15 protein-coding genes, 1 tRNA gene and 1 pseudogene are annotated in these 20,557 nt (G+C 69.4%); 6 read left to right on the forward strand and 11 right to left on the reverse strand.

All coding sequences use genetic code 11. The features are described from left to right. The 3 genes from NX1_RS28700 to NX1_RS28710 form a co-directional block, all read right to left on the reverse strand. On the reverse strand, positions 1-795 hold a 795-nt coding region (locus tag NX1_RS28700; protein WP_169812305.1), incomplete at its 3' end, for a PP2C family protein-serine/threonine phosphatase. After that, complete coding sequence (locus NX1_RS28705) at positions 792-1,259, reverse strand: FHA domain-containing protein FhaB/FipA (protein ID WP_067786390.1); 468 nt, start codon at positions 1,257-1,259, stop codon at positions 792-794. The genes NX1_RS28700 and NX1_RS28705, both read right to left, overlap by 4 nt. 205 nt (positions 1,260-1,464) lie before the next feature. Next, complete coding sequence (locus tag NX1_RS28710) at positions 1,465-2,895, reverse strand: FHA domain-containing protein (protein ID WP_068066062.1); 1,431 nt, start codon at positions 2,893-2,895, stop codon at positions 1,465-1,467. 236 nt (positions 2,896-3,131) lie between these two features. Between NX1_RS28710 and NX1_RS28715 the strand changes: the two genes are divergently transcribed. The 3 genes and pseudogenes from NX1_RS28715 to NX1_RS28725 all read left to right on the forward strand — a co-directional run bounded on the left by NX1_RS28715 (position 3,132) and on the right by NX1_RS28725 (position 5,930). Beyond that, positions 3,132-3,214 (forward strand) — tRNA-Leu (locus NX1_RS28715). A gap of 447 nt (positions 3,215-3,661) precedes the next feature. Then, positions 3,662-4,429 (forward strand): SDR family NAD(P)-dependent oxidoreductase, encoded by a 768-nt coding sequence (locus NX1_RS28720; protein ID WP_068066065.1) that lies wholly within the window; start codon positions 3,662-3,664, stop codon positions 4,427-4,429. Between the two features lie 57 nt (positions 4,430-4,486). Further along, positions 4,487-5,930, forward strand: a pseudogene (locus NX1_RS28725) (hypothetical protein). Between the two features lie 303 nt (positions 5,931-6,233). On the opposite strand, the gene NX1_RS28730 reads toward NX1_RS28725, so the two are convergent. Next, positions 6,234-6,962: a TetR/AcrR family transcriptional regulator gene (locus NX1_RS28730; protein ID WP_068066071.1), complete on the reverse strand. Its 729-nt coding sequence runs from the start codon at positions 6,960-6,962 to the stop codon at positions 6,234-6,236. A 60-nt stretch (positions 6,963-7,022) separates the two neighbouring features. On the opposite strand from NX1_RS28730, the gene NX1_RS28735 reads away from it, so the two are divergent. Then, the gene (locus NX1_RS28735; RefSeq protein ID WP_068066074.1) at positions 7,023-9,182 is read left to right on the forward strand and encodes an MMPL family transporter; all 2,160 of its coding nucleotides are present in this window, start codon (positions 7,023-7,025) and stop codon (positions 9,180-9,182) included. 742 nt (positions 9,183-9,924) lie between these two features. On the opposite strand, the gene NX1_RS28740 is transcribed toward NX1_RS28735, so the two are convergent. Continuing rightward, entirely contained in the window at positions 9,925-10,935 is a 1,011-nt protein-coding gene (locus NX1_RS28740) for a stage II sporulation protein M (protein ID WP_068066077.1), read from the reverse strand. Positions 10,936-10,979: 44 nt separating this feature from the next. On the opposite strand from NX1_RS28740, the gene NX1_RS28745 reads away from it, so the two are divergent. Then, positions 10,980-11,756, forward strand: coding sequence for an RDD family protein (locus NX1_RS28745; RefSeq protein ID WP_068066080.1), 777 nt, complete (start codon positions 10,980-10,982; stop codon positions 11,754-11,756). 238 nt (positions 11,757-11,994) lie between these two features. Here NX1_RS28745 and NX1_RS28750 read toward each other — a convergent pair whose 3' ends face one another. From NX1_RS28750 to NX1_RS28770, 5 genes are all read right to left on the reverse strand, one after another. Then, positions 11,995-13,281, reverse strand: coding sequence for a DUF58 domain-containing protein (locus NX1_RS28750; RefSeq protein WP_068066082.1), 1,287 nt, complete (start codon positions 13,279-13,281; stop codon positions 11,995-11,997). A 2-nt stretch (positions 13,282-13,283) separates the two neighbouring features. After that, the gene (locus NX1_RS28755; protein ID WP_068066090.1) at positions 13,284-14,264 is read right to left on the reverse strand and encodes an AAA family ATPase; all 981 of its coding nucleotides are present in this window, start codon (positions 14,262-14,264) and stop codon (positions 13,284-13,286) included. After that, the gene (locus NX1_RS28760; RefSeq protein ID WP_068066093.1) at positions 14,261-15,283 is read right to left on the reverse strand and encodes a DUF4129 domain-containing protein; all 1,023 of its coding nucleotides are present in this window, start codon (positions 15,281-15,283) and stop codon (positions 14,261-14,263) included. Before NX1_RS28760 ends, NX1_RS28755 begins: the two co-directional genes overlap by 4 nt. Then, entirely contained in the window at positions 15,280-16,077 is a 798-nt protein-coding gene (locus NX1_RS36605) for a hypothetical protein (protein WP_157120160.1), read from the reverse strand. The genes NX1_RS28760 and NX1_RS36605 overlap by 4 nt, the downstream gene beginning before the upstream one ends. A 157-nt stretch (positions 16,078-16,234) precedes the next feature. After that, the gene (locus tag NX1_RS28770; protein ID WP_068066099.1) at positions 16,235-16,780 is read right to left on the reverse strand and encodes a TetR/AcrR family transcriptional regulator; all 546 of its coding nucleotides are present in this window, start codon (positions 16,778-16,780) and stop codon (positions 16,235-16,237) included. 89 nt (positions 16,781-16,869) lie between these two features. Between NX1_RS28770 and NX1_RS28775 the strand changes: the two genes are divergently transcribed. Continuing rightward, a complete protein-coding gene (locus NX1_RS28775) occupies positions 16,870-18,417 on the forward strand; it encodes an MFS transporter (RefSeq protein ID WP_068066102.1) in 1,548 nt (515 codons plus the stop codon). Positions 18,418-18,939: 522 nt separating this feature from the next. Here NX1_RS28775 and NX1_RS28780 read toward each other — a convergent pair. Then, positions 18,940-20,493 carry an adenylate/guanylate cyclase domain-containing protein gene (locus tag NX1_RS28780; RefSeq protein ID WP_068066106.1) on the reverse strand — a complete coding sequence of 518 codons (1,554 nt, stop codon included), beginning with the start codon at positions 20,491-20,493 and terminating at the stop codon, positions 18,940-18,942. Between the last annotated feature and the right edge of the window lie 64 nt (positions 20,494-20,557).

Here is a 20,557-nt window from a genome sequence, read left to right on the forward strand (position 1 = left end):
GGCCGCGGTGTTCGGCGGCGGGCTGTCCTCGTCCTGGCCGGAGGCCGCGCCCGCCACGATCGGATGGCTCTGGCCGTAGTCCAGATCGATGACGTCGGCGACGACCACGGTGACGTTGTCGGGACCGCCGCTGCGCAGCGCGAGTTCGATCAGTCGATCGGCGCACTCGTCGGTGCTGCCCTCGCGCATGGTGTTGGCGATGGTCTCGTCGCTCACCACGTCCGAAAGACCGTCCGAGCACAGCAGATAACGGTCGCCCGCGCGCGCCTCCCGCATGATCAGCGTCGGCTCGATCTCGTTGCCGGTGAGTGCGCGCATGATCAGCGAACGCTGCGGATGGGTGTGCGCCTGTTCGGGCGTGATCCGGCCCTCGTCGACCAGCGACTGTACGAAGGTGTCGTCGCGGGTGATCTGCGCCAGCTCGCCGCCGCGCAACAGGTAGGCGCGCGAATCGCCGATGTGCACCAGCCCGAGCTTCTTGCCCGCGAACAGGATCGCGGTGAGCGTGGTGCCCATACCGTCGAGCTCGGGCTCCTCCTCGACCTGATCGGCGATGGCGGCGTTGCCCGCCCGCGTCGCCGTGTCGAGCTTGCCGAGCAGATCGTCGCCGGGCTCGTCGTCGTCGAGATGCGCCAGCGCGGCGATCATCAGCTGCGACGCGACCTCACCCGCCGCGTGCCCGCCCATGCCGTCGGCGAGTGCGAGCAGGCGGGCGCCCGCGTAGACGGAATCTTCGTTGTTGCCTCGGACCAGACCGCGGTCGCTGCGCGCTGCGTAGCGGAGAACGAGTGTCACGATCGGAGCTCGATCACTGTTTTGCCGACACGAACCGGGGTGCCGAGCGGAACACGGACGGCGGTGGTGACTTTCGCGCGGTCGAGATAGGTGCCGTTGGTCGAGCCGAGGTCTTCGACGTACCAGTCGTCACCGCGCGGGGACAGTCGCGCGTGTCGGGTGGAGGCGTAATCATCGGTGAGCACCAGCGTCGAATCGTCCGCACGCCCGATCAGCACCGGTTGGGTGCCGAGTGAGATGCGGGTGCCGGCGAGTGAACCTTGAGTCACCACAAGATATTTGGCGCCCTTCTGGCCTCGGCTGAAGGAAGGCAGCACCGCGGAACCGCGTGCGGCCCTGGGCTGGATCCGTATGCCGGATGCCGCGTAGATGTCGCTGCGCAAGGTCCGCAGTACCGCCCAGACGAACAGCCACAACAGCAGCAGGAACCCCGCACGGGTCAATTGCAGGATCAGTCCCTGCACGGCGTTCCACCTCCTGTTCGACCGTAGGTACGTCGGTGCCGTAGGTGCGGTTCGACCCACCCCCACAGCCTGCTCGGCTTGCCGGCCCCGTGGTTCGGGGCCGCGCGCGTTGGCAGCATCATAGGGCCGTCAGTCGATTCCGATCACGATACGACCGACGAATCCGTGAGGGCCATGTCGTGACCTGCATCGCGAGCTTACGGGATCAGACGATACGGATCAGGATCTCGGAATGCCCGGCGCGGATCACATCACCGTCGGCGAGCTGCCAGTCCTGGACCGGAGAGCCGTTGACCAGCGTGCCGTTGGTCGACCCGAGATCGGACAGCATCGCGGTCTGGCCGTCCCAGCGGACCTCGATGTGCCTGCGCGAGACGCCGGTGTCGGGCAGCCGGAAATGGGCGTCCTGGCCGCGGCCGATGATGTTGCTGCCCTCGCGCAGCTGGTACGTGCGGCCGCTGCCGTCGTCCAGTTGCAGCGTGGCCGAGTAGCCGGAGCCCGCCGCGGCGCCGCCGCCGTACGACGGTGCGGCGTAACCCGCCTGCTGACCGCCGTAGCCGGGCTGTTGCGAATAGGCCTGGCCGTAGCCGCCCTGCTCCTCGGAACCGTAGCCCTGATCGGCGTAACCCTGATCTCCGTAGCCGGGCTCGGCGTAGCCCTGCTGACCGTAACCCTGCTGACCGGCATACCCCTGCTGGCCGTAGCCCTGATCGGCATAGCCCTGGTCACCGTAGCCCTGCTGCTGGCCGTAGCCCTGCTGACCGTAGCCCTGGTCGCCGTAGCCGCCGCCCTGCTGGCCGTAACCCGGCTCCTGATAGCCCTGCGCGCCGTAGCCCTGGTCGCCGAAACCTTGCTGGCCCTGGCCGTAGCCGCCGCGGTCGCCGTAGCCCGCGCCGCCCTGCTGGCCGTAACCCTGGTCGGCGTAGCCCTGCTGGGCGCCGCCGTAGCCCTGGCCGCCCTGCTGGTAGTCGTAGCCGTTCTGATAGTCGCCGTAGGCCTGCTGCGAGTCCGGCGCCTGATATTCGGAGGCTCCGTACGGCGCGGCACCGCGCCCGTAATCGTCGCGGTACGCACCGTTCTGGGGACCACCTGCCCGCCCGCCGGGCGGAGGTGCGTACCCGCGATTGCGTGGATCGGACTCCGCGGGCTCACGGCTCGGGTCGTAGCCAGAGTTCTGCGTCATGGGGCCAGCTCCTGGTTGCGGGTGTGCAGGTCGTTGTGGCGTGGGTTCCGGGCTGTGAGCGGGTGCAGCTCGACGGCCGACGTCCGGATCGACGCGGCCGCTCGCCCTGAACTGTCCGGTGTGCAGCGTAGGTGATGCCTCGAACGCTACGTGTACTTCGCCATAGGTCTGCCACCCTTGATCGCGGATGTAGTCCTGGAGATGCTTGGCGAACGCGCGGGTCGTGAGGTCGTGGTCGGCGTCCAGTTGCTGGCGATCGGACGAGTTGATGGTGATCACATAGCTGTTCGGCGCCAGCAGATGACCACCGCCCAAGTCCTGGACGTGGTCGGCGGCCTCTTGTCGCAGCGCCGCCTCCACCTCCTGGGGCACGACGTTGCCCCCGAAGACCCGGGCGAACACATCACCGACGGCGCCCTGCAGACGACGCTCGAACCGCGAAACGATGCCCATCTCGGCCTCCCTTCGGTGAGCGTCTTCCTATCTCGTTCCCAGCTTCATAACAACGACACACGCGCATGGCGTGTCGCGCAACGACCACGTTCATTGCATGATATCCACGATCCTCCACACCTGTAACTCTTGGAAACCCCGGCGGGTTCCCGTGCTGCCCATTGAGCCTCTCGAGCCCCACTGACCTGCCGATTTCGTTTCTCCACAGACCCCGTGATACTGTTCCGGAGTCGCTCGGGCGAGTGGCGGAATGGCAGACGCGCTGGCTTCAGGTGCCAGTGTCCTTCGGGACGTGGGGGTTCAAGTCCCCCTTCGCCCACTGCACTCGATAAGAGGCTCATGCTCACGGAGAGCGTGAGCCTCTTATCGTTTCGTGTGTTTTGTGGGGGCGCGGCCCCCGCACCCCGCCTGGGGGCTCTGCCCCCTAGCCCCCCGTTTGGTAGGTACCGGGTGGGCGCTATTTGGTAGGTACCCAGTGGGGCCTCGGCGGGTGGGGCGTGGGCACTGTCTGGTGGGGACCGATTGGGCGCTTTTGGCGGTGTTGCTGCTGTTCTTCGGGGCTGGGGGAGTGTGGCGATCGCTGCGTTTCGGCGGGTTGTTCGTGGATGTGGTTGATGGTGGGGCTGGGTGTGGGGCCTTATCTATATGTGTGCGTTGCGCGAGGGCTGAGGCTGTAGGGGTTCTGGAACCGGTTGCAGGTGGGGAAATGGGAAATATGGTGGCGGGATGGGTTGATTCCTTGTAGGAACCTGTTCTAATTTTGGGCATGCGTAGATACGAGGGTCGTCGGGTTGTCGTCACCGGAGCTGGGTCGGGGATCGGGCAGGGAATCGCACTGCGGCTGCTCGACGAGGGGGCGCAGCTGGTCGGGTTCGACATCGATCGGGCTGGGCTGGATGTCACCGCGGAAAAGGCGGGGGACGCGGGGGAGCGGTTTCGCGCGTTCGAGGTGAACATCGCCGACGTGGAGTCGGTGCGGGCGGGGACCGCGGCGGCGCTCGAGTTTCTCGGCGGGCTGGATGTGCTGGTCAACGCGGCGGGGATTCTGCGGCCTGCGCGGACGCACGAGATGCCGTTGGAGGCGTGGAACCAGGTCATCACGGTCAACCTGACCGGGACCTTCCTGATGACGCAGAGCGCGCTGCCCGCACTGGTGGATTCGGGGCACGGTGTGGTGGTCAACCTGTCCTCGACCGCTGCCTACAGTGCCGCGCCGTACCTCGCCGCCTACGCCGCGTCGAAGGGCGGGGTCAGCGCGTTCACGCATTCGATCGCGCTGGAATACGCCAAGCAGGGTTTACGCGCGGTCAACATCGTGCCCGCCGGCATCACCAGTGGGATCACCACCAAATCGATCCTCGACCAGCCGGAGGGCGTGGACTACAGCCTGTTCGCCCGGCTGACGGGCTGGCTCAACGGCGGCGCGCTCGGCACGCCGGAGGACATCGCGGGCGTGGTCGCGATGGTCGCTTCCGACGACGGCCGCTATATGACCGGCACCGAGATCCGCATCGACGGCGGCGCGTTGATGTAAGGGCCGTCGAGGTTCCCCTGGCCACGCCCGGACACGCCGTCTGATTACGTACCTCCCATGGGTAACACCTCTGGCGTGCCTTCGCGGCACGGTCGGTCGCTCGTGCTGTTCGCTGCCTGCCTCTTGGCGCTGGGGTCGCCGGGCCAGGCGCGGGCGGCCGAGCAGTGGGGGCCGCTCGCGCCACCGAATCCGCATCTCGGCCCGAACGGCACGTCGACCATGCACGGCGACGCGGGGTCTTCGGACGCGACGCCGTTGGCGGGGCCGGGCCCCGGTCTTCGCGCGGTCGGCGCCTATCCGCTGGGCGCCGCGTGCCCGACGCTGCTACAAGGCTCCGACGGGCTCGTCGTCGCGCTGTGCACGGCCATCGTCGGACGTGCCCCGACGGTGCACCTGCTCGAACCGGGCGCCGGGCCGGTCGGCCGCTCGCTCGCCTCGCTGGAACTGTCCAAGGGCAGCTTGCTCGGCGGCGTATACGCGTACCTGGACAACGCCGACCGACTCGTCGTGGTGGATGGGGATCGCGCGCTGTTGCGCGTCGCGCACACCAAGGACTCAGGAGGCGGCTGGCAGCTGCGTGTCGACACACGCATCGATCTCTCCGGCGCGATTCCGGCCGACGACAACGTGACCGGGTTGGTCCCGGACTGGGCGGGCAATGTCTGGTTCGCCACCGGCAAGGGGGTCGTCGGCTCGGTCACTCCGGCCGGCGCGGCCTCGACCGTGGCGCTGCCCGCCGGAGAGCTGGTGGCCAACAGCATTTCCGCGGCGCCCAGCGGGCGGATCGCCGTGGCGACCACGCACGCCCTCTACGAACTACACGCCGACGCTTACGGACGGCCGGAGGTCGTCTGGCGGGCGGCCTACGACCGCGGCTCCGCGCGCAAACCGGGGCAGCTGAGCTGGGGCACCGGCTCCACCCCGACCTACTTCGGCCCGCGCACCGGCGCCGACTACCTGACCATCGTGGACAACGCCGACGGACAGGTGCGGGTGCTCGTCTACGCCTCGGGTACCGGGCAGCTGGTGTGCGCACAGCCGGTGCTGACCGAGGGCGGCGCGGGCAGCGAGAATTCGCCGATCGGGGTCGGCGGGTCCGTGTTCGTGGCGAGCACCTATGGCTATCCGTATCCCGCGGTGCCGGACGACGCCGGCCCTGCCGTACCGCCGAGCGCGCCGTTCTCCGGTGGGATGACCCGCGTCGACATCGATGCCGCAGGCGGCTGCCGCACGGTTTGGGAGAACACCGTTCGCAGCGCGGCCGTGCCGCACCTGTCCACCGCGGACGGATTCCTCTACACGGTGACCAGGCGCGGCCTCGACGTCACCACGCCGCTCGACGGCTACGCGTTCACCGTCGGATCCTGGCACCGGAGCGGTGGTCTCGAACACGCCGCTGCCCGGCACCGTCGTGGACGATCCGCTCCAGATGTCCCCGCTGATCACCGCGAGCGGGCGGGTGCTGCAAGGCACGGTTACCGGCGTTTTGCGGGTCGGCTGATCGCTACGCACAGGCCTGTGGATATCCCGGGCGTTTCTGTGGAAAACGTGTGCGGCGCAGGGGATGTGCGCCAGGTTGTGGACAACTTGGCGGAGGGTACGTGAAACTCTTTGCGCGCCAGCGGGGATCCTGGAGCCGCACCAGACAAGATCCTTGTTTTCGCTGGTAGAACGCTTGTTTGCGGAGTGTTGCCCCACTGCCCGACCTGTGGATAACCCGTCGGCGCTGCGTCGCGCACACACAACCGCGTCCGCTCACAACGACATCCGCGCGTTTATCCACAGGTTGTGCGCACCGCGTCGATCAGTCCGATTCGTCGAGCATTGCTGCGAGCTGCGCGCTCCGGGGGAAGTGCGCGGCGTTCGGCCCCGTCGCCAGTCCGCGCTCGACCATCGCGAGGGTGCGTGCGATGGCGAGATCTTTCGCCTCCCGGCCCTGGTCGGGCAGCGCACCCTCGATGAGCAGCGAGGCCATGCCGTGCACCGCGGACCAGGCCGCGAACTCGGCGTCCGGCCGGTGCGCGGGATCGGTGAAGCCGATCTCGACCAGCTCGTCCAGCAGATTCGAGAGCAGGTCGAAGGCGGGGGAGTTCCAGTCCTCCGGTCCGTCCTGCTCGCGGTTGCAGAACGCGGTGCGGAAGAGGCCGGGCTCGCGCATGGCGAAGACGATGTATCCGCGCCCGACCGCGAACAGGCGGGTCACGGCGTCGGCGTCGGGCGGGAACATCCGGATGGTCTCGGCCATGGCGTCGAACAGAGTCTGCTGCGCCTGCTCCTGCGCGGCCCCGAGCAGCTGCTCGTGGTTGGTGAAGTGCCGGTAGGCGGCGGTGGGCGTGACCCCGACGCGGCGGGCGGCGGCCCGGACGGTGACCGCCTCAGGCCCGCCGTTCTCGGCGAGTTCCGCGGCCGCGCGCACCAAGGCATTGCGCAGGTCCCCGTGGTGATAGGGGCCTTCACGATGGGGTCGCCGCGCCGCCTGTTCGGTCGCTGATTCCGATGTCGTCACCTCTTCGATGTTGACACTCGCACACATTGGTGGCAAGTTAACGCCCATAAAGTTTACGCATGAACACATGCTACCCGGAGGCTCGATATGTTCGAACGACTCGGCCGTTTCGTGGCCGGCCACGCACGCTGGATACTCGTGGCGAGCGTGCTCGCCCTGATCGCGGGCGGTGCGCTCGGCGTCACGGCTTTCAGCAAGATGCAACCCGGCGGTCAGGAGGATCCGAACGCGGAATCCAGCACCGCGACCGCTCAACTGGCCGACGAGTTCGGCGCCGATACCGATTACGTCTTCCTGATCCGTGCCGAGCAGGGCAACGTCAACGCCGAGGCGACGGCCGGATTCGGCAGGGAGCTCGCGCGCAGGCTGGCGGCCGACGACCGGCTGGTCAACGTGGTGTCGTACTGGGACACCGGCTCTCCCGCGATGCGGTCGGGAGACGGAACGGCCGCGGTGATCCTGGCGGGCGGGGCCGATCAGGATCCCACCAGGGGAACCGAGATCGCCGGAGACATCGTCGCCGAGTATCGCTCCGACGGCCCGATCGCTGATGTCAGGATCGGCGGCACCAACGCGATCTTCCACGCCATCACCGAACAGATCGGCGCGGATCTCGGCCTGGCCGAGGGCATCGCGGTGCCGCTGATCTTGGCGCTGCTCGTGCTTGCCTTCGGCAATGTGGTCGCCGCGCTGCTCACCATGGTGGTCGGCGGTGTCGCGATCCTCGGTACCTTCACCGAGCTGTCGATCCTCGGGTCGGTGACCGATGTGTCGGTGTACGCGGTGAACCTGACGACCGCGCTCGGTCTCGGTCTCGCCGTCGACTACGGGCTGCTCATGGTCAGCCGCTTCCGTGAACGGCGCGCGGCGGGCGCGTCGACCGACGACGCGGTCGTCGGTGCGGTGTCGACGGCAGGGCGCACCATCGTGTTCAGCGCCGCCACCGTCGCGGCGGCGCTCTCCTCGCTGGTGATCTTCCCGCAGTATTTCCTGCGCTCGTTCGCCTACGCGGGCATCGGCGTGGTCGCCATCTCGGCCACGGCCGCCGTGATCACGCTGCCCGCGCTGCTCGTCGCGCTCGGTGCCAAGTCCGACGCGTGGAAGATCCCGGGCGTGCGCGGTATTCGCGGTGACGCGGCGCCGTTCTGGGCGGGCGTGGCGAGCTTCGCGATGCGACGTCCACTGGTCACCGGTATTCCGGTGGTGGCCGCGCTGCTGCTGGCCGCGGCGCCGCTGCTGAATGTCCAGTTCGGCACGCCGGACGATCGCGTGCTCCCCACCAGCACCGACGTTCGACAGGTCGGCGACGCGCTGCGCGATGATTTCGGCGGCAGTGACGCCAACGCGCTGTCCGTCGTCACTTCCTCGGGGGTCGAGACGGCTCCGCTCGCCGACTACGCGGCCGCGCTGTCCAGAGTGACGCACGTCACCCAGGTCGATTCCAGCGCTGGCACTTTCGTGCGCGGCGTGCGCACCGCGAGTTCGCCTGCGGACGCCCGGTTCGCCAAGCCCGATGCCCAACGCCTCACCGTGCTCACCGATCTCGACCGCAACTCGGCCGAGGCGCGCGAGCTGGTCGACCGGGTGCGCGATGTGCCCGCTCCGGCAACGGCTCTGGTCGGCGGGCAGGTCGCCGAGCTGCGCGACAGCCTGGCTTCGATCGGATCGCGATTGCCGGTGGCGGTGGCCTGGATCGTGCTCACCACCTTCGTCTTGCTGTTCCTCTTCACCGGCAGCGTGGTGCAGCCATTGCGTGCGCTGCTGTCGAACGTGCTGAGCCTGGCGGCCACGCTCGGGTTGATGGTCTTCGTCTTCCAGGACGGGCACCTGTCCGGTCTGCTCGGCTTCACGCCGGCTCCGCTGGACGTGTCGATGCTGCTGTTGTTGTTCTGCATCACATTCGGGTTGTCCATGGACTACGAGGTTTTCGTGATCAGCCGGATCAAGGAGATGCACGACAAAGGCGCGTCGACGCACGACGCCGTCGTCGAGGGGCTGGCTCGCACCGGCAGGCTGGTGACCACCGCGGCGGCGCTGATCTCGATCAGCTTCCTCGCCTTCGTCACCAGCGACGTGCGGTTCATCCAGTTCTTCGGTCTCGGCGCCGGACTGGCCATCCTGATCGACGCGACACTGGTGCGCGGTGTGCTGGTTCCGGTGGCGATGCGGCTGCTCGGCCCGGCGGCCTGGTTCGCGCCGCGCCCGCTGCGGCTGGTGCACGCGCGAATCGGTCTCGCCGAGGCGTGATTGTCAACACACCTGAATGCGTCCGGCCGAGTTTCCCGCTCGGCCGGACGCGGGTCGTTTCAATACCCGAAACCGGCCCGGCCCTGGTCTTTTGGATCGGTGAGCGGGATGGTGAGGCGAAGATCACACGACCGGTTTCGATTGCGGTTTCGGTGCTGGGGTACCGCTCGATGTTCGGACGCGGGCGGGCAATTCCGCGCCTGGCAACCATCCACTTCCGCCTGATTCGAGTACGTCATATGCCGCCATGACTAGGTGATGATCTTGTTTGAGGCGCAGTAAACAAACTTAGGGTCTCTTTTCGCTCCTGGAACCCGTAGTTATCAAAAATAGAGTTGACAAAAGTGCTGGTAGATGCGTTGTTGCGGCTACATACCGGTGCGCGAAGGAAGCTTTGGCTAACCATTCCGTAGCCAATTGTTCGGCGCGAGAAAGGGTCGACCGAGTGGCTTTCAAGGGCACTTCGGGCGCGTTCGGAAGGGTCGAATTCGGGCAACCGAGCGTCAGCCAAGAGTTAGCTGCCAGTCTGAAAAAGTGGGTGGTCACAGGGGTTTGCTGGCGCGCTGCTTTATACGCTCGACACTGGCGTGGAGGGTTGCGCGGGCATAACGATTGTGTAGAGTTGACGGCAACGCTGGCCGCAGCTGAGCAGCGACTCGCTGCGGCCAGCGGAACTCAAATGGGGGATATCGCAACCGATCTGCCGCATGGCGTTGCTACCGATTGTCCGGAGCCGTTCCACTCAGCGTGTGCCCGAGGTTGTCTGCCAAAGCTCCGATTCTTCGACCGGCAAAGCCGCCGCCGCGTCCTGCGCGAGCGCCGCCCTTCGCCCCGCGCCGAACACATAGGCGAGGAAAAGCGCCTCGGCCGCGAAGCCGATACCGATTCGCACGGGGGCCGGAAGCGGACTCGGCGTCACGAAACCTTCCAGCAGTCCCGACACGAACAGCACCCCGACCAAACCGAGCGCGATCGTCGCCGTCGCCCTGCCCTGCCGGGCGACCGCCTCGACGCGGCTCAGCCGACCGGGATCGATGAGGGTCCAGCCCAGCTTCAGTCCCGCGCCGCCCGCCACGAAAACCGCTGTCAGTTCGAGGGTTCCGTGCGGAAGGATGAAGCCGAAGAACGAATCGAGCCGGTCCGCCTCGGCCATCAGCCCGGCGGTGATGCCGACGTTCAGCGCGTTCATGAACAGCAGATACACCGCGGGCAGGATCAGCACGCCGGTGAACAGCGCGATCGCAGCCACCCACGCGTTGTTTGTCCACACCTGCGCGGCGAACGCGTCGTTCGGGTGCTCGGTGTAGTAGGTCTCGAACGCGCCGCCCGGCGCGGTGATCGCGGAGTTGTCGGAGGTGATGCCGAACAGCTCGCGGGCCCGGCCCGATCCCTCGATCCAGATCGCCAGCCATGCCGAGACCGCGACGAACAGCGCGGCCACCGACGCCCACCACGGCCACGCGCGGTAGACCGCGGCGGGGAAGCGGTGCGCGAAGAAGTGCCCGATCTCACCCCAGGTGTCGGTCCGGGTGCCGAGGACCCGTCCGCGCGCCCTGGCCAGCAAGGCGCTGAGCCCGGCGATGAGTTCCGGATCGGGGCTGTGCGATTGCAGCCTGGCCAGCTGCTGTGACGTCCGCCGGTACAGCGCTACCAGTTCGTCGGACTCGGCCCCGCTCAGCTTGCGCCTGCGCGCCAGCTGATCGAGCCGGTCCCAGGACCGCCGGTGCGCGTAACTGTATGCGTCTACGTCCATATCGGTTGCCTCCCACTACCGCCGGTCGCAAGAATGCTATCGAGATGGCTGAGTTCACCACCGGCGAAGCGGTCGCCCTCGAGCTTCCGATCGCGCGGATACCCACACGCGCCACCGCGTTCCTCATCGACCTGGTGGTGCAGCTCACGCTCGGCGTGCTGTGCGTGGCGCTCGCGGGCCTGCTCGTGGTGCGCAGCGGCGCTGACCCGGCGTGGGGTGACGCGATCATGCTCACGACCGTCGTCGCGGTGCTGGTCGGCTATCCGGTGGCGTGGGAGACGCTCAGCCGCGGCCGGTCGGTCGGCAAGCTGGCGCTCGGCCTGCGGGTCGTCCGCACCGACGGCGGACCCATCGATTTCCGCCACGCCATGACGCGCGGCCTGGCCGGCGTCATCGTCGACTTCTGGATGCTCGGCGGTTTCGGCGCCATCGCGGTGATCACCTCGATGTGCTCCCCGAACGCCCGCCGCGTCGGCGACGTGCTCGCCGGCACGGTCGTGGTGCACGCCCAGCGCGCCTTGCCCGCTCCTGCCCTGGCCTTCGCGCCGCCCTGGCTCGTGGGCTGGGCCGCCGGACTCGACCTCTCCGGCGTACCGGAGGACCTGGCCCTGGCCATCCGTCAGTACCTGACCCGCCTGCGCACCCTCACCCCGGCCGCCCAGGCGAGCCTCGGTCAAGCGCTCGTCGCCGCCCTCTGCGCACACCTCCGGATCTCCGCTCCGCAGGGCTACCCGCCGATCCAGATCCTCGGCGCGGTCGTCGCAGAACGCCAACGCCGCGCTCTCGCACCGCCCACGACAGGCCTGGTTCGCGTCGCGTAGTCGTTTCATCCGCAGTCGCGCACGCGAGCTCTCGTCCGTGTCGCGTAATCGCTTTCCACGCGCTCACGGCAGGTCTCCACACAGAACCATCCACAGCAGGTCTCGTCGGCGTCGCGCCGCTACTTCGTACACAGCCAACCGCGGTACACAGCCAACCGCGCCCAAGGCGAACTGTTTCGCCGCCCGCGCAGGCTTACAGCTGTGCGTCGCGCGACGGAATCTGCGAAAACTCCTGAACTCAGAGGGAGCCGGACTGCTTGAGCTCGAGGTATTCGTCGGCCAAGGCCTCTGGCAGGCGGTCGGGAGGTGTGGAGACGACGGCAATGCCCTTGCGGCGCAGGGATTCCTGCACCAAGGCGCGTTCGGCGAGGACGGTTTCGGCTGCGGCCGCGGCGTAGACGTCGTCGCGGGTGGTGGCGGCCGCGGCGATGTCGGGGTCGATCACCGAGACGATGAGCACGCGGTGGCGGTGCGCGAGGACGGGCAGCACCGGCAGCAGGTTCTCCTCGACGGCCGCGCCGTCCAGGCTGGTGAACCAGACGACCAGGCTGCGGCGGCGGGCCCGTTCGATGGTGGCGCGCACCAGGCCCGCGCTGTCGGTGTCGACCAGTGCCGGGGTCACACCCGCCAGCGCGTGCATGAGCTGGAGTTGCAGGCGGTTGCCGCGCACGCCGCGCACCTCGGTGCGGACGGCGCGGTCGTAGGCGAGCAGATCGACGCCGTCGCCCGCCGCCGCGGCCAGCCCGCCGAGCAGCAGCGCGGCTTCGATGGCGGCGTCGAGGCGGGTGCCTTCGCCGACCCGTCCCGCGCTGACCCGGCCGGTATCGAGCAGCATCAGCACGTGCCGGTTTCGTTCCGGGCGCCAGGTGCGCACCAGCACATCGGTGGCGCGCGCGGTGGCGCGCCAGTCGATGGAGCGCACGTCGTCGCCCGCGACGTACTCGCGGAACGAATCGAATTCGCTGCCCTGGCCGCGGGTGTTGGCGACGTTGCGCCCCTCGAGATGTTGCAGCCGTTTGACTTTCGAGCGCATCAGCCGCTCGCTGCGGAACGCGGGCAGCGCCCGCACCCTGGCGGGCACGGTGCGCCTGGCCTGCCTGCCCGCCAGGCCGAGCGGGCCGAGCAGCCGCAGCGTCACCGGACCGGCGACGCGGTCGCCGCGATGGACCGGCCGCAGCGACGTACCGAGCCGCACCTTGGTGTTGGGCGCGAGTTCCAGGGTGTGCCTGCGGTTTTCGGTGCGCGCGCTGCGCGGCCAGTCGTCCCAGAGCAGGCCGCGCACCGTGCGCGCTCCGGTATTCACCACGGTGAGCTCCACCTCGGCGGCGCGGCCCTGCCGCACGGTGGTCAGCTCCGGCCTGGTCAGGGTCAGATCGCCCGACCCGCCCGCCGCGGCCAGGTCGAACAGCACCGCGATCGCCAGCGCGGCGCACGCCAGGGAGACCCCGTACCAGGACGGCAGCACGACAGCCACGAACAACCCGAGCACCGCGGCGACGGCGACCAGACGACCGGTGACGACCACTGCTAGACCGGAACCGGGACCGAGCCGAGCAGCGAGGACATGACGCCCTCGGTGGTGACGCCGTCCAGCTCCGCCTCCGGCCGCAGGTGCAGCCGGTGCCGCAGCACGGCCACCGCGACGAACTTCACGTCGTCGGGCGTGACGAAGCCGCGCCCGTTCAACCAGGCGAACGCCCGCGAGGCCGCCATCAGCGCGGTCGCGCCGCGCGTCGACGCACCGTGCTGCACGGCCGGCGCGGTGCGGGTGGCCCGGCACAGATCGACGGTGTAGGCCAGCACCTCCGGACTGATCGTCACGGTGGCGATGGCGGCGCGCGCGGCGGCGATGTGCGCGGGCCCGGCCACCGGTCGCAGTCCGGCCGCCGCGAGATCGCGCGGGTCGAAACCGGCCGCGTGCCGTTGCAGGACGCGGAATTCGTCGTCGCGGCCAGGCAATTGGATATCGACCTTGAAAAGGAACCGGTCCAGCTGCGCCTCGGGCAGCGGGTAGGTCCCCTCCTGTTCGATCGGGTTCTGCGTGGCGATCACGACGAACGGGTCGGGCAGCGGCTGCGGCTTGCCGTCGACCGATACCTGCCGCTCCTCCATCGATTCCAGCAGCGCGGACTGGGTTTTCGGCGGCGTGCGGTTGATCTCGTCGGCGAGTAGCAGATTGGTGAACACCGGACCGTGCCGGAAGGTGAACTCGGCCGAATGCGGGTCGTAGATCTGCGATCCCGTGACGTCGCCCGGCATCAGGTCGGGCGTGAACTGCACCCGCGCGTAGTCCAGATCGAGGGCGGTGGCCAGCGCCCGGACCAGCAGCGTCTTCGCTACGCCTGGCACGCCTTCCAGCAGCACGTGACCGCGGCACAGCAGCGCGAGCACGAGGTACATGACCGCGTTGTCGTTGCCGACCACCGCCTTGCCGATCTCCGCGCGCAGCGCGCCGAACGCCGCGACGGCCTGCTCGGCGGTGGCGGCCTTGGTGATGTCCGTGGTCATCCGATCTCCGTCTCGATCCATTCCAGTTGTGCGGCGACGACGCGCAGCGCGTCAGCGTTCGGCACCGGGCCGAAGAACGCGTTCCCGATCAGCTGCCGGTCCGCGCCGATGCGTGCCGCGATGGCCGCGACGAGCAGGTCGGGCGGCGCGTCGGCGCCGATCCCGAGCAACGGCCGCAGCCTGCGCAGGGTGGCCGCGCGCAGTTTCGCGGCGACGTAATCGTGGTCGCGCGACCGGCGATACAGCGCGGCCTGGCCCGCGAGCAGTTCGTTGGCCGCGACCTCCACCGGCCGCGGTTCGCCGACCAGCGCGCCGCGCCGCCTGGCCCGCCACCACACCAGCAGCGCGGCCGCGATCAGCAACTGCAAGCCGCCGAAGGCGAGTGGCGCAGGCAGCCGGGAGAAGATCGAGTCCTCGCCGGGGCCGATGTCTGGCCGGTCGATGTCGCCGTTGGAGGGCGGCGGCTGCGGCGGGATGTCCGGCGGTGGTTTCGGCGCGTTGGGCGCGCCGCAGGATTGCATGGCGCCGTAAACGAGGAGCAGGATCACGGCCACCGTGGCGAGCGCCGCCCAGAACTTCGGATCGCGCAGCAGTTTCGGCAGCGGCGGCAGCTTGCGGCGGGTGCGCGGCGCGGTCTCCACCGGCGTCAGCTCGGTGGGTTCGGCGGCGGGCGGCGGAGCCGCGGCCGAGAAGCGGTCGGCGTATTCGAGCCTGCGGTACTCGTCCTCGGTGGCCGCGCGGCCGCCGTAGACGACCTCGTCGAAACTGCGTGCGGCGGGCTGGAGTTCGGTGGTGACCTCGAGCGGCAGCACGGCCGAGACGTCGTCGACCGTCTCGTCGGCGGTCCGGGAGCGGCGGACCTCCAGCACACCGCGCTGTTCCATGCCGCGCAGCACGGCACGGAAGCGCTCGCGCAGCGCCCGGTCGAAGTCGCGGCGCTGAGCGGCCTCCTCGGCGGCGGCGCGATGGTCGGCGGCCGGACCGAGACGCGGGGGCGGCGGGGTTTCGGGATGCGTCACCGCGCGCCTCCGGACGGTATCCGGATGTCGAGACCCTCGCGGCGGCAGCGCAGATCGATGTAGGACACCACCCGCGTGCTGGCCTCGACGATCTCGCCGAACGCGACGAGCAGCAGCACCGCCGAGGTGAGCAGCACGATCACCGGCCAGCGATGGGTGCCGGAGAAATCCGAGACGAACCAAGGGATCGCGAGGAGCGGAACGGCGAGCAGCGTGAACAGCACGCGCTGGCTCAGCCACAGGCTGGTCAGCGACCATTCCGAGCCGCCCACAAGGAGTTTCGTGCGGCGCACCGCGTCGCCGTGCGAGCCGCGTTCGGCGAACAGCACCGGCGCGACCAGGAATCGCTTGGCGCGCAGGTAGCCGAGCCAGATCACCGCGAAAGGAAAGGTGATGATCAGCAGCGCGCCGAGAGCCAAGACGCCGACGCCGACGAGCGTGAACAACAGCTGACCGATCAGCAGCCCCGGCGCGGTCGCGCGCATCCGGACCAGCGCGGCCCGCCAGCCGATCCGCTCACCCGCGATACTCGCCAACCCGACCGGCACCGTCACGCCGCGCAGCAGCAGACGCAGCAACCACGCGCACGCGACGGTCGACAGGATCGCCGCCCACGCCGTGCCCGCGTCGGACCCGCCGGTCGCGTCGGAGACGCTCGCGGTGATCACCACGACAACGACCTCGGACACCACGAGCGCGGCCGCCGCCGTACCGGCCAGCGTGGCGATGTTGGCCTGAATCAGGGCGAACGGCAGGTCGAGCAGTTCGCGGAAGGTCAGCGGCCGGATCGGCACCGTCGTTCCAGGGGACCCTGGTACCGGATCGCTCCCCGCCCCGACGGCACCGGCCGGGTCAGCGGCTGGTAACACGCGGCCGAGTCTAATGGGCGCCGCGGCCGGGCGTCGGGATTGGCGGAGGCAGCGCAGCGTGACCACGCGGGCCCCGCGTACGTCAGGCTTCCAGCAGGCGAGCGATCACTCGGCGGTACCGCTCCGGGTCGATCTGCGGTATGCCGAGCAGTGCGCGGAGGTACACCCCGTCGCCGACGAGCCGGATGACGTCCGCGCGCACCGGGTCGTCGATCTCGGCGTCCAGTCCGTCCGACCAGGTGGCCATGAGTTCGGCCAGCGCCCGCTGGATGTCGTCGAGCTCGGGACCGGCATGGGCGTCGATGGTGCGCATGGTGGCGAGCAGCGAGCGGTAGAGCTCGAGTTCCACGGCGTCGGCGGCGTTGTCCTGGTTGGGCGTCTGGAGATACCACTCCGCAGCCGAGATGCCTTTGGCTCGCGCGTCGTCGAGCTGTTGGGTGGCCCGGTCGGCGACTCGGCGGACCAGTCCCGCGAGCAGCGCGTCCTTGCTCTTGAAGTGATAGAGCAGCCCGCCCTTGGAGACGCCCGCCGCGGCGGCCACGTTCTCCAGCGTCACCTGCGACATGCCTTTGTCCAGCAGCAATGTCTCCAATGCGTCCAGGATCCGGTCGCGGGTGTTTGCCGTCACCCCGCGAACTATACCGGCTGGACGGTAACGTCCTGTACTGTACCGTCTGGACGGTAAACTACCGAAGACGACGAAAGTCGAGAAAGTCGATGAACGCCCAGACGACGACCGCGGCCACCGCCGCGCCGAAGAACAGCACCGCACCGTCGCGCGCCACCGCGCGCGAGTGGGCGGGCCTCGCCGTACTAGCCCTCGCCCTGCTGCTGCTCGCGGTAGACGCCACCGTTCTCGACCTCGCGGTGCCCGCCATCAGCGCCGACCTCGCCCCCACCACGCCGCAGCTGCTGTGGATCATCGACGTGTACTCGTTCGTGCTCGCCGGTCTGCTCGTGGTGATGGGCAACCTCGGCGACCGGATCGGGCGGCGCAGGCTGCTGCTCATCGGCGCGGTCGGCTTCGGCCTCGCCTCTGCCGTCGCGGCATGGGCGGTCTCGCCGCACATGCTCATCGCGGCCCGCGTGCTGCAGGGCGTCGCCGGCGCGACGTTGATGCCGGCGACCCTCGGCCTGATCCGGTCGATGTTCCTCGACCCGCGCCAGCGCACCGTCGCGATCGCGGTGTGGAGCGCGATGGCGGGCGGTGGCGCGGCGGCCGGTCCGCTGCTCGGCGGCTGGCTGCTCGAGCACTACTGGTGGGGTTCGGTGTTCCTGGTGAACCTGCCGGTCATGCTGGTACTCGTCGCGCTCGGCCCGGTGCTGATCCCGGAATCGCGCGACCCCAACCCCGGCCGCTTCGACCTGCCCAGCGCGGTGCTCTCCATGCTGGCCCTTGTGCCGATCGTGTACGCGGTGAAGGAAGCCGCGGCGCACGGTCCGACCGCGCCGCTGGTCGCCGCAGCCGCGATGGGCCTGCTCGCGGGCGTGCTCTTCGTGCGCAGGCAACGCAGGCTCGCGCATCCGATGCTGGACCTGAAGTTGTTCGCACTGCCCAGGTTCCGTACCGCGGTGGTGACCAACCTGCTCGCGGTGTTCGCCTTGGCGGGTGTGCTGTTCTTCGGTTCGCAGTATCTGCAGCTGGTACTCGGCAAGTCGCCGATGCAGGCCGGTCTGCTGTTGCTGCCGGGTCTGGTGGCCAGCGTGGTCGCGTCGCTGGCTGCGGCCTGGCTGCTGCGGCGCTTCCGGCCGGGCGCGGTGCTGGCGGGCGCACTGGTGACGGCGGCGCTCGGCGCGTTGCTGTTCCGCTGGCTCAGTCCCGACGCCGCGACCAGCACGGTGCTGTTCATCCTCGGGTTCCTCGGCGTGGGCGCCGGCGTCGGTGTCGCGCTGACGGTGTCGTCGGATCTGGTGGTCAGCTCCGCTCCGGCTGAGCGGGCCGGCGCGGCCGCGGCGGTCTCCGAGACCGCCTACGAGACCGGCATCGCCCTCGGCGTCGCGCTGCTCGGCAGTGTGGTCATGGCGATCTTCCGCAACGGCCTCGACGTGTCCGAGCTGCCCGCGGAGTCCGTCGGCGTCGCGTCCGAATCACTCGGCGCCGCCACCGAATTCGCCCGCCAGCTGCCGGAGGCCGCGGCCGAGACCTTCCTGGTCTCGGTGCACGAGGCCTTCGTCTCCGGCATCCACCTGGCCGCGCTCGGCACCGCGTCGGTGCTGTTGATCGCCGCCGTGGTGGCGTTCCGCCTGCGCGCGGCGCGGTCCTGATCCGGCACCGGACTCGCGCTCCTGGCGGGGTGCGAGTCCGGTGCGGGCGGTCGTGTGATCGCTTCAGCACTCAGCGCTGAGGCCGAGCGTGTGGGTGGCGCCAGCGCGTCGACAGCCGTGCGATGGCCCGGCGTGTCGGCGGCGCGAGCGAATTCGGTGATCCACCGCATCGCTGGCCCAGTGCCACTGGCTGCCGTGTGGGGGCCGGGCTTGTTAGTAGCCAGGCGAATTCGGTGATTCGACGCATCGTCGTCACAGCGCTACTTGCTGCCGTGCGGGGTCCGGGCGCGTTGGTGGCCAGGCGAATTCGGTGATTCGACACATCGTTGACCCATCGCTACTGGCTGCCGTGCCAGGGCCGGGTCGGCGGCGGTGTCGAATTCGGTGGTCCAGCGGATCATCGACCCAGCGCCACCGGCAGCTGCGCGGCAGGGCGACTCGGCCTTCGTCGCGAGTGGATGGTGGGGCCTGCCGGGGCGGCGCGGCGGGTCCCGTGTTCCGATCGGGAACCGCCGTGGTGGTTCAGCGGGGCCGTGCCAGGGTCGTCGGCGCGATGCGGCCGCGCAGCGTGACCGACTCGCCGAGCTGCCAGTGCTCGCCCTCTTCCGCGTCCGCGTCGCCGACGGTCGACCCGGACGCCAGGAGCAGCCCCGAATCCTGTTTGGCGAGTTCACACAGCCGCGCGGCCTCGTTGACGGCGTCGCCGATGACGGTGAATTCGTAGCGCTGGTGCGCGCCGACATTGCCCGCGACCACCCGTCCCGCCGCCACGCCGATACTCGCGGTGAGTTCGAGAATCTCACCGAGGCGCGCGCGGATGGCGCGGGCGCAGGCGAGTGCGGCGCCCGCCGCGTCGGGCAGGGGAGTGGGAGTGCCGAAGACCGCGAGCGCCGCGTCGCCCTCGAACTTGTTGAGCAGCCCGCCGCAGCGCTCGACCTCGTCGACCACCAGCCCGAAGAAGCGGTTCAGCAGGGCGACGGTCTCGGTGGCGGACCGGGTCGCGGTCATCGTCGTCGAGCCGATGATGTCGATGAACAGCGCCGCCGCGTCGGTCTCCACCCCGCCCAGTTCCGGCTCGGCGGCCAGTGCGGCGTCCGCTACGTCCTGGCCGACGTGCCTGCCGAACAGGTCGCGGATCTGCTCGCGTTCCCGCAAGCCGTGCACCATGTGGTTGAATCCGCTTTGCAGCTCGCCCAATTCGGTGCCGTCGTACACCGCGAGCCAGACGTCGAGATCGCCCTTCTCCACCTGACGCATCGCCTGCCGCACGCCGCGGATCGGCGCGACGGTGGCGGCCAGGGTCTGGGTCATCAGCAACAGGCCGAACACCAGCGTCGCGCCGCCGAGCGCGAGCACGCACACGGCCAACCGCTCGGCGCTCACATCCGAACGAGCCAGCGCGAGCACGGCGATCACCATCAGTCCGGCCACCGGCACGCCGGAGCCGAGCATCCAGGCCAGCAGCGAGCGACCGAAGACGCCGATGCCGCGGCGGCGATGGGCCTGCGCGGCTTCCAGCACCCGCGTGGTCACCGGCCGAAGCGCGAACTCGATGATCAGATAGCTGTTCGCGCACACCACGATCGCGCTGATCCCCACGGCGAACGCGACCTTCGGGATCAGCTCCGGATCCGCCAACCCGTACAGCGGCGTGAGCAGGACGAGTCCGCCGAACCACAGCAAACCCTGGTGCACCACCAGCTTGCGCGGCACCGCGGCCGCGGCGGCCTGTTCGGCTTCGGTGGGAACGTGGTCGAGATCGGTCGCCCAGCGCAGTGCGCGCAGTCCGCGCGTCGTGCCCCACACCATGCCGAACACAGTCGCCAGCGCGGCATAGACGGGCGCGGCGATCGCGTCGAGCGGCAGCAGCTCGCGGGTGAACACCGAGGGACCGGGCAGCACGAAGCCGCCGAGGGCGATGGAGACGATCATGCCGGTGAAGTTCGCGGTCAGCAGCGGCACCGTGAGCAGCAGCTGGATGCGGATCCGTCGCGCACCCGAGGACTCCTGCGCTGACCCGAGCAGCCGCGAACCCCACGGCGCGGTCCGCGTCGTCACCTCACCCACCACCGGCATGCGTGCAGAGTAGAACGCCCGGCGCGAACCCACTCGGAGATCTCCCGACGGCTGGATGCACGCC

This window comes from Nocardia xishanensis NBRC 101358, assembly GCF_001613365.1.
In the GTDB taxonomy this organism is placed as follows: domain Bacteria; phylum Actinomycetota; class Actinomycetes; order Mycobacteriales; family Mycobacteriaceae; genus Nocardia; species Nocardia xishanensis.

What these genes read in the sequence shown, in the direction of transcription:
- NX1_RS28735 (WP_068066074.1), top strand. Translation starts at nt 7,023, where the DNA reads ATGTTCGAACGACTCGGCCGTTTCGTGGCCGGCCACGCACGCTGGATA.
- NX1_RS28720 (WP_068066065.1), top strand. Translation starts at nt 3,662, where the DNA reads ATGCGTAGATACGAGGGTCGTCGGGTTGTCGTCACCGGAGCTGGGTCG.
- NX1_RS28745 (WP_068066080.1), top strand. Translation starts at nt 10,980, where the DNA reads ATGGCTGAGTTCACCACCGGCGAAGCGGTCGCCCTCGAGCTTCCGATC.
- NX1_RS28740 (WP_068066077.1), bottom strand. Translation starts at nt 10,935, where the DNA reads ATGGACGTAGACGCATACAGTTACGCGCACCGGCGGTCCTGGGACCGG.
- NX1_RS28775 (WP_068066102.1), top strand. Translation starts at nt 16,870, where the DNA reads ATGAACGCCCAGACGACGACCGCGGCCACCGCCGCGCCGAAGAACAGC.
- NX1_RS28780 (WP_068066106.1), bottom strand. Translation starts at nt 20,493, where the DNA reads ATGCCGGTGGTGGGTGAGGTGACGACGCGGACCGCGCCGTGGGGTTCG.
- NX1_RS28730 (WP_068066071.1), bottom strand. Translation starts at nt 6,962, where the DNA reads ATGTGTGCGAGTGTCAACATCGAAGAGGTGACGACATCGGAATCAGCG.
- NX1_RS28710 (WP_068066062.1), bottom strand. Translation starts at nt 2,895, where the DNA reads ATGGGCATCGTTTCGCGGTTCGAGCGTCGTCTGCAGGGCGCCGTCGGT.
- NX1_RS28755 (WP_068066090.1), bottom strand. Translation starts at nt 14,264, where the DNA reads ATGACCACGGACATCACCAAGGCCGCCACCGCCGAGCAGGCCGTCGCG.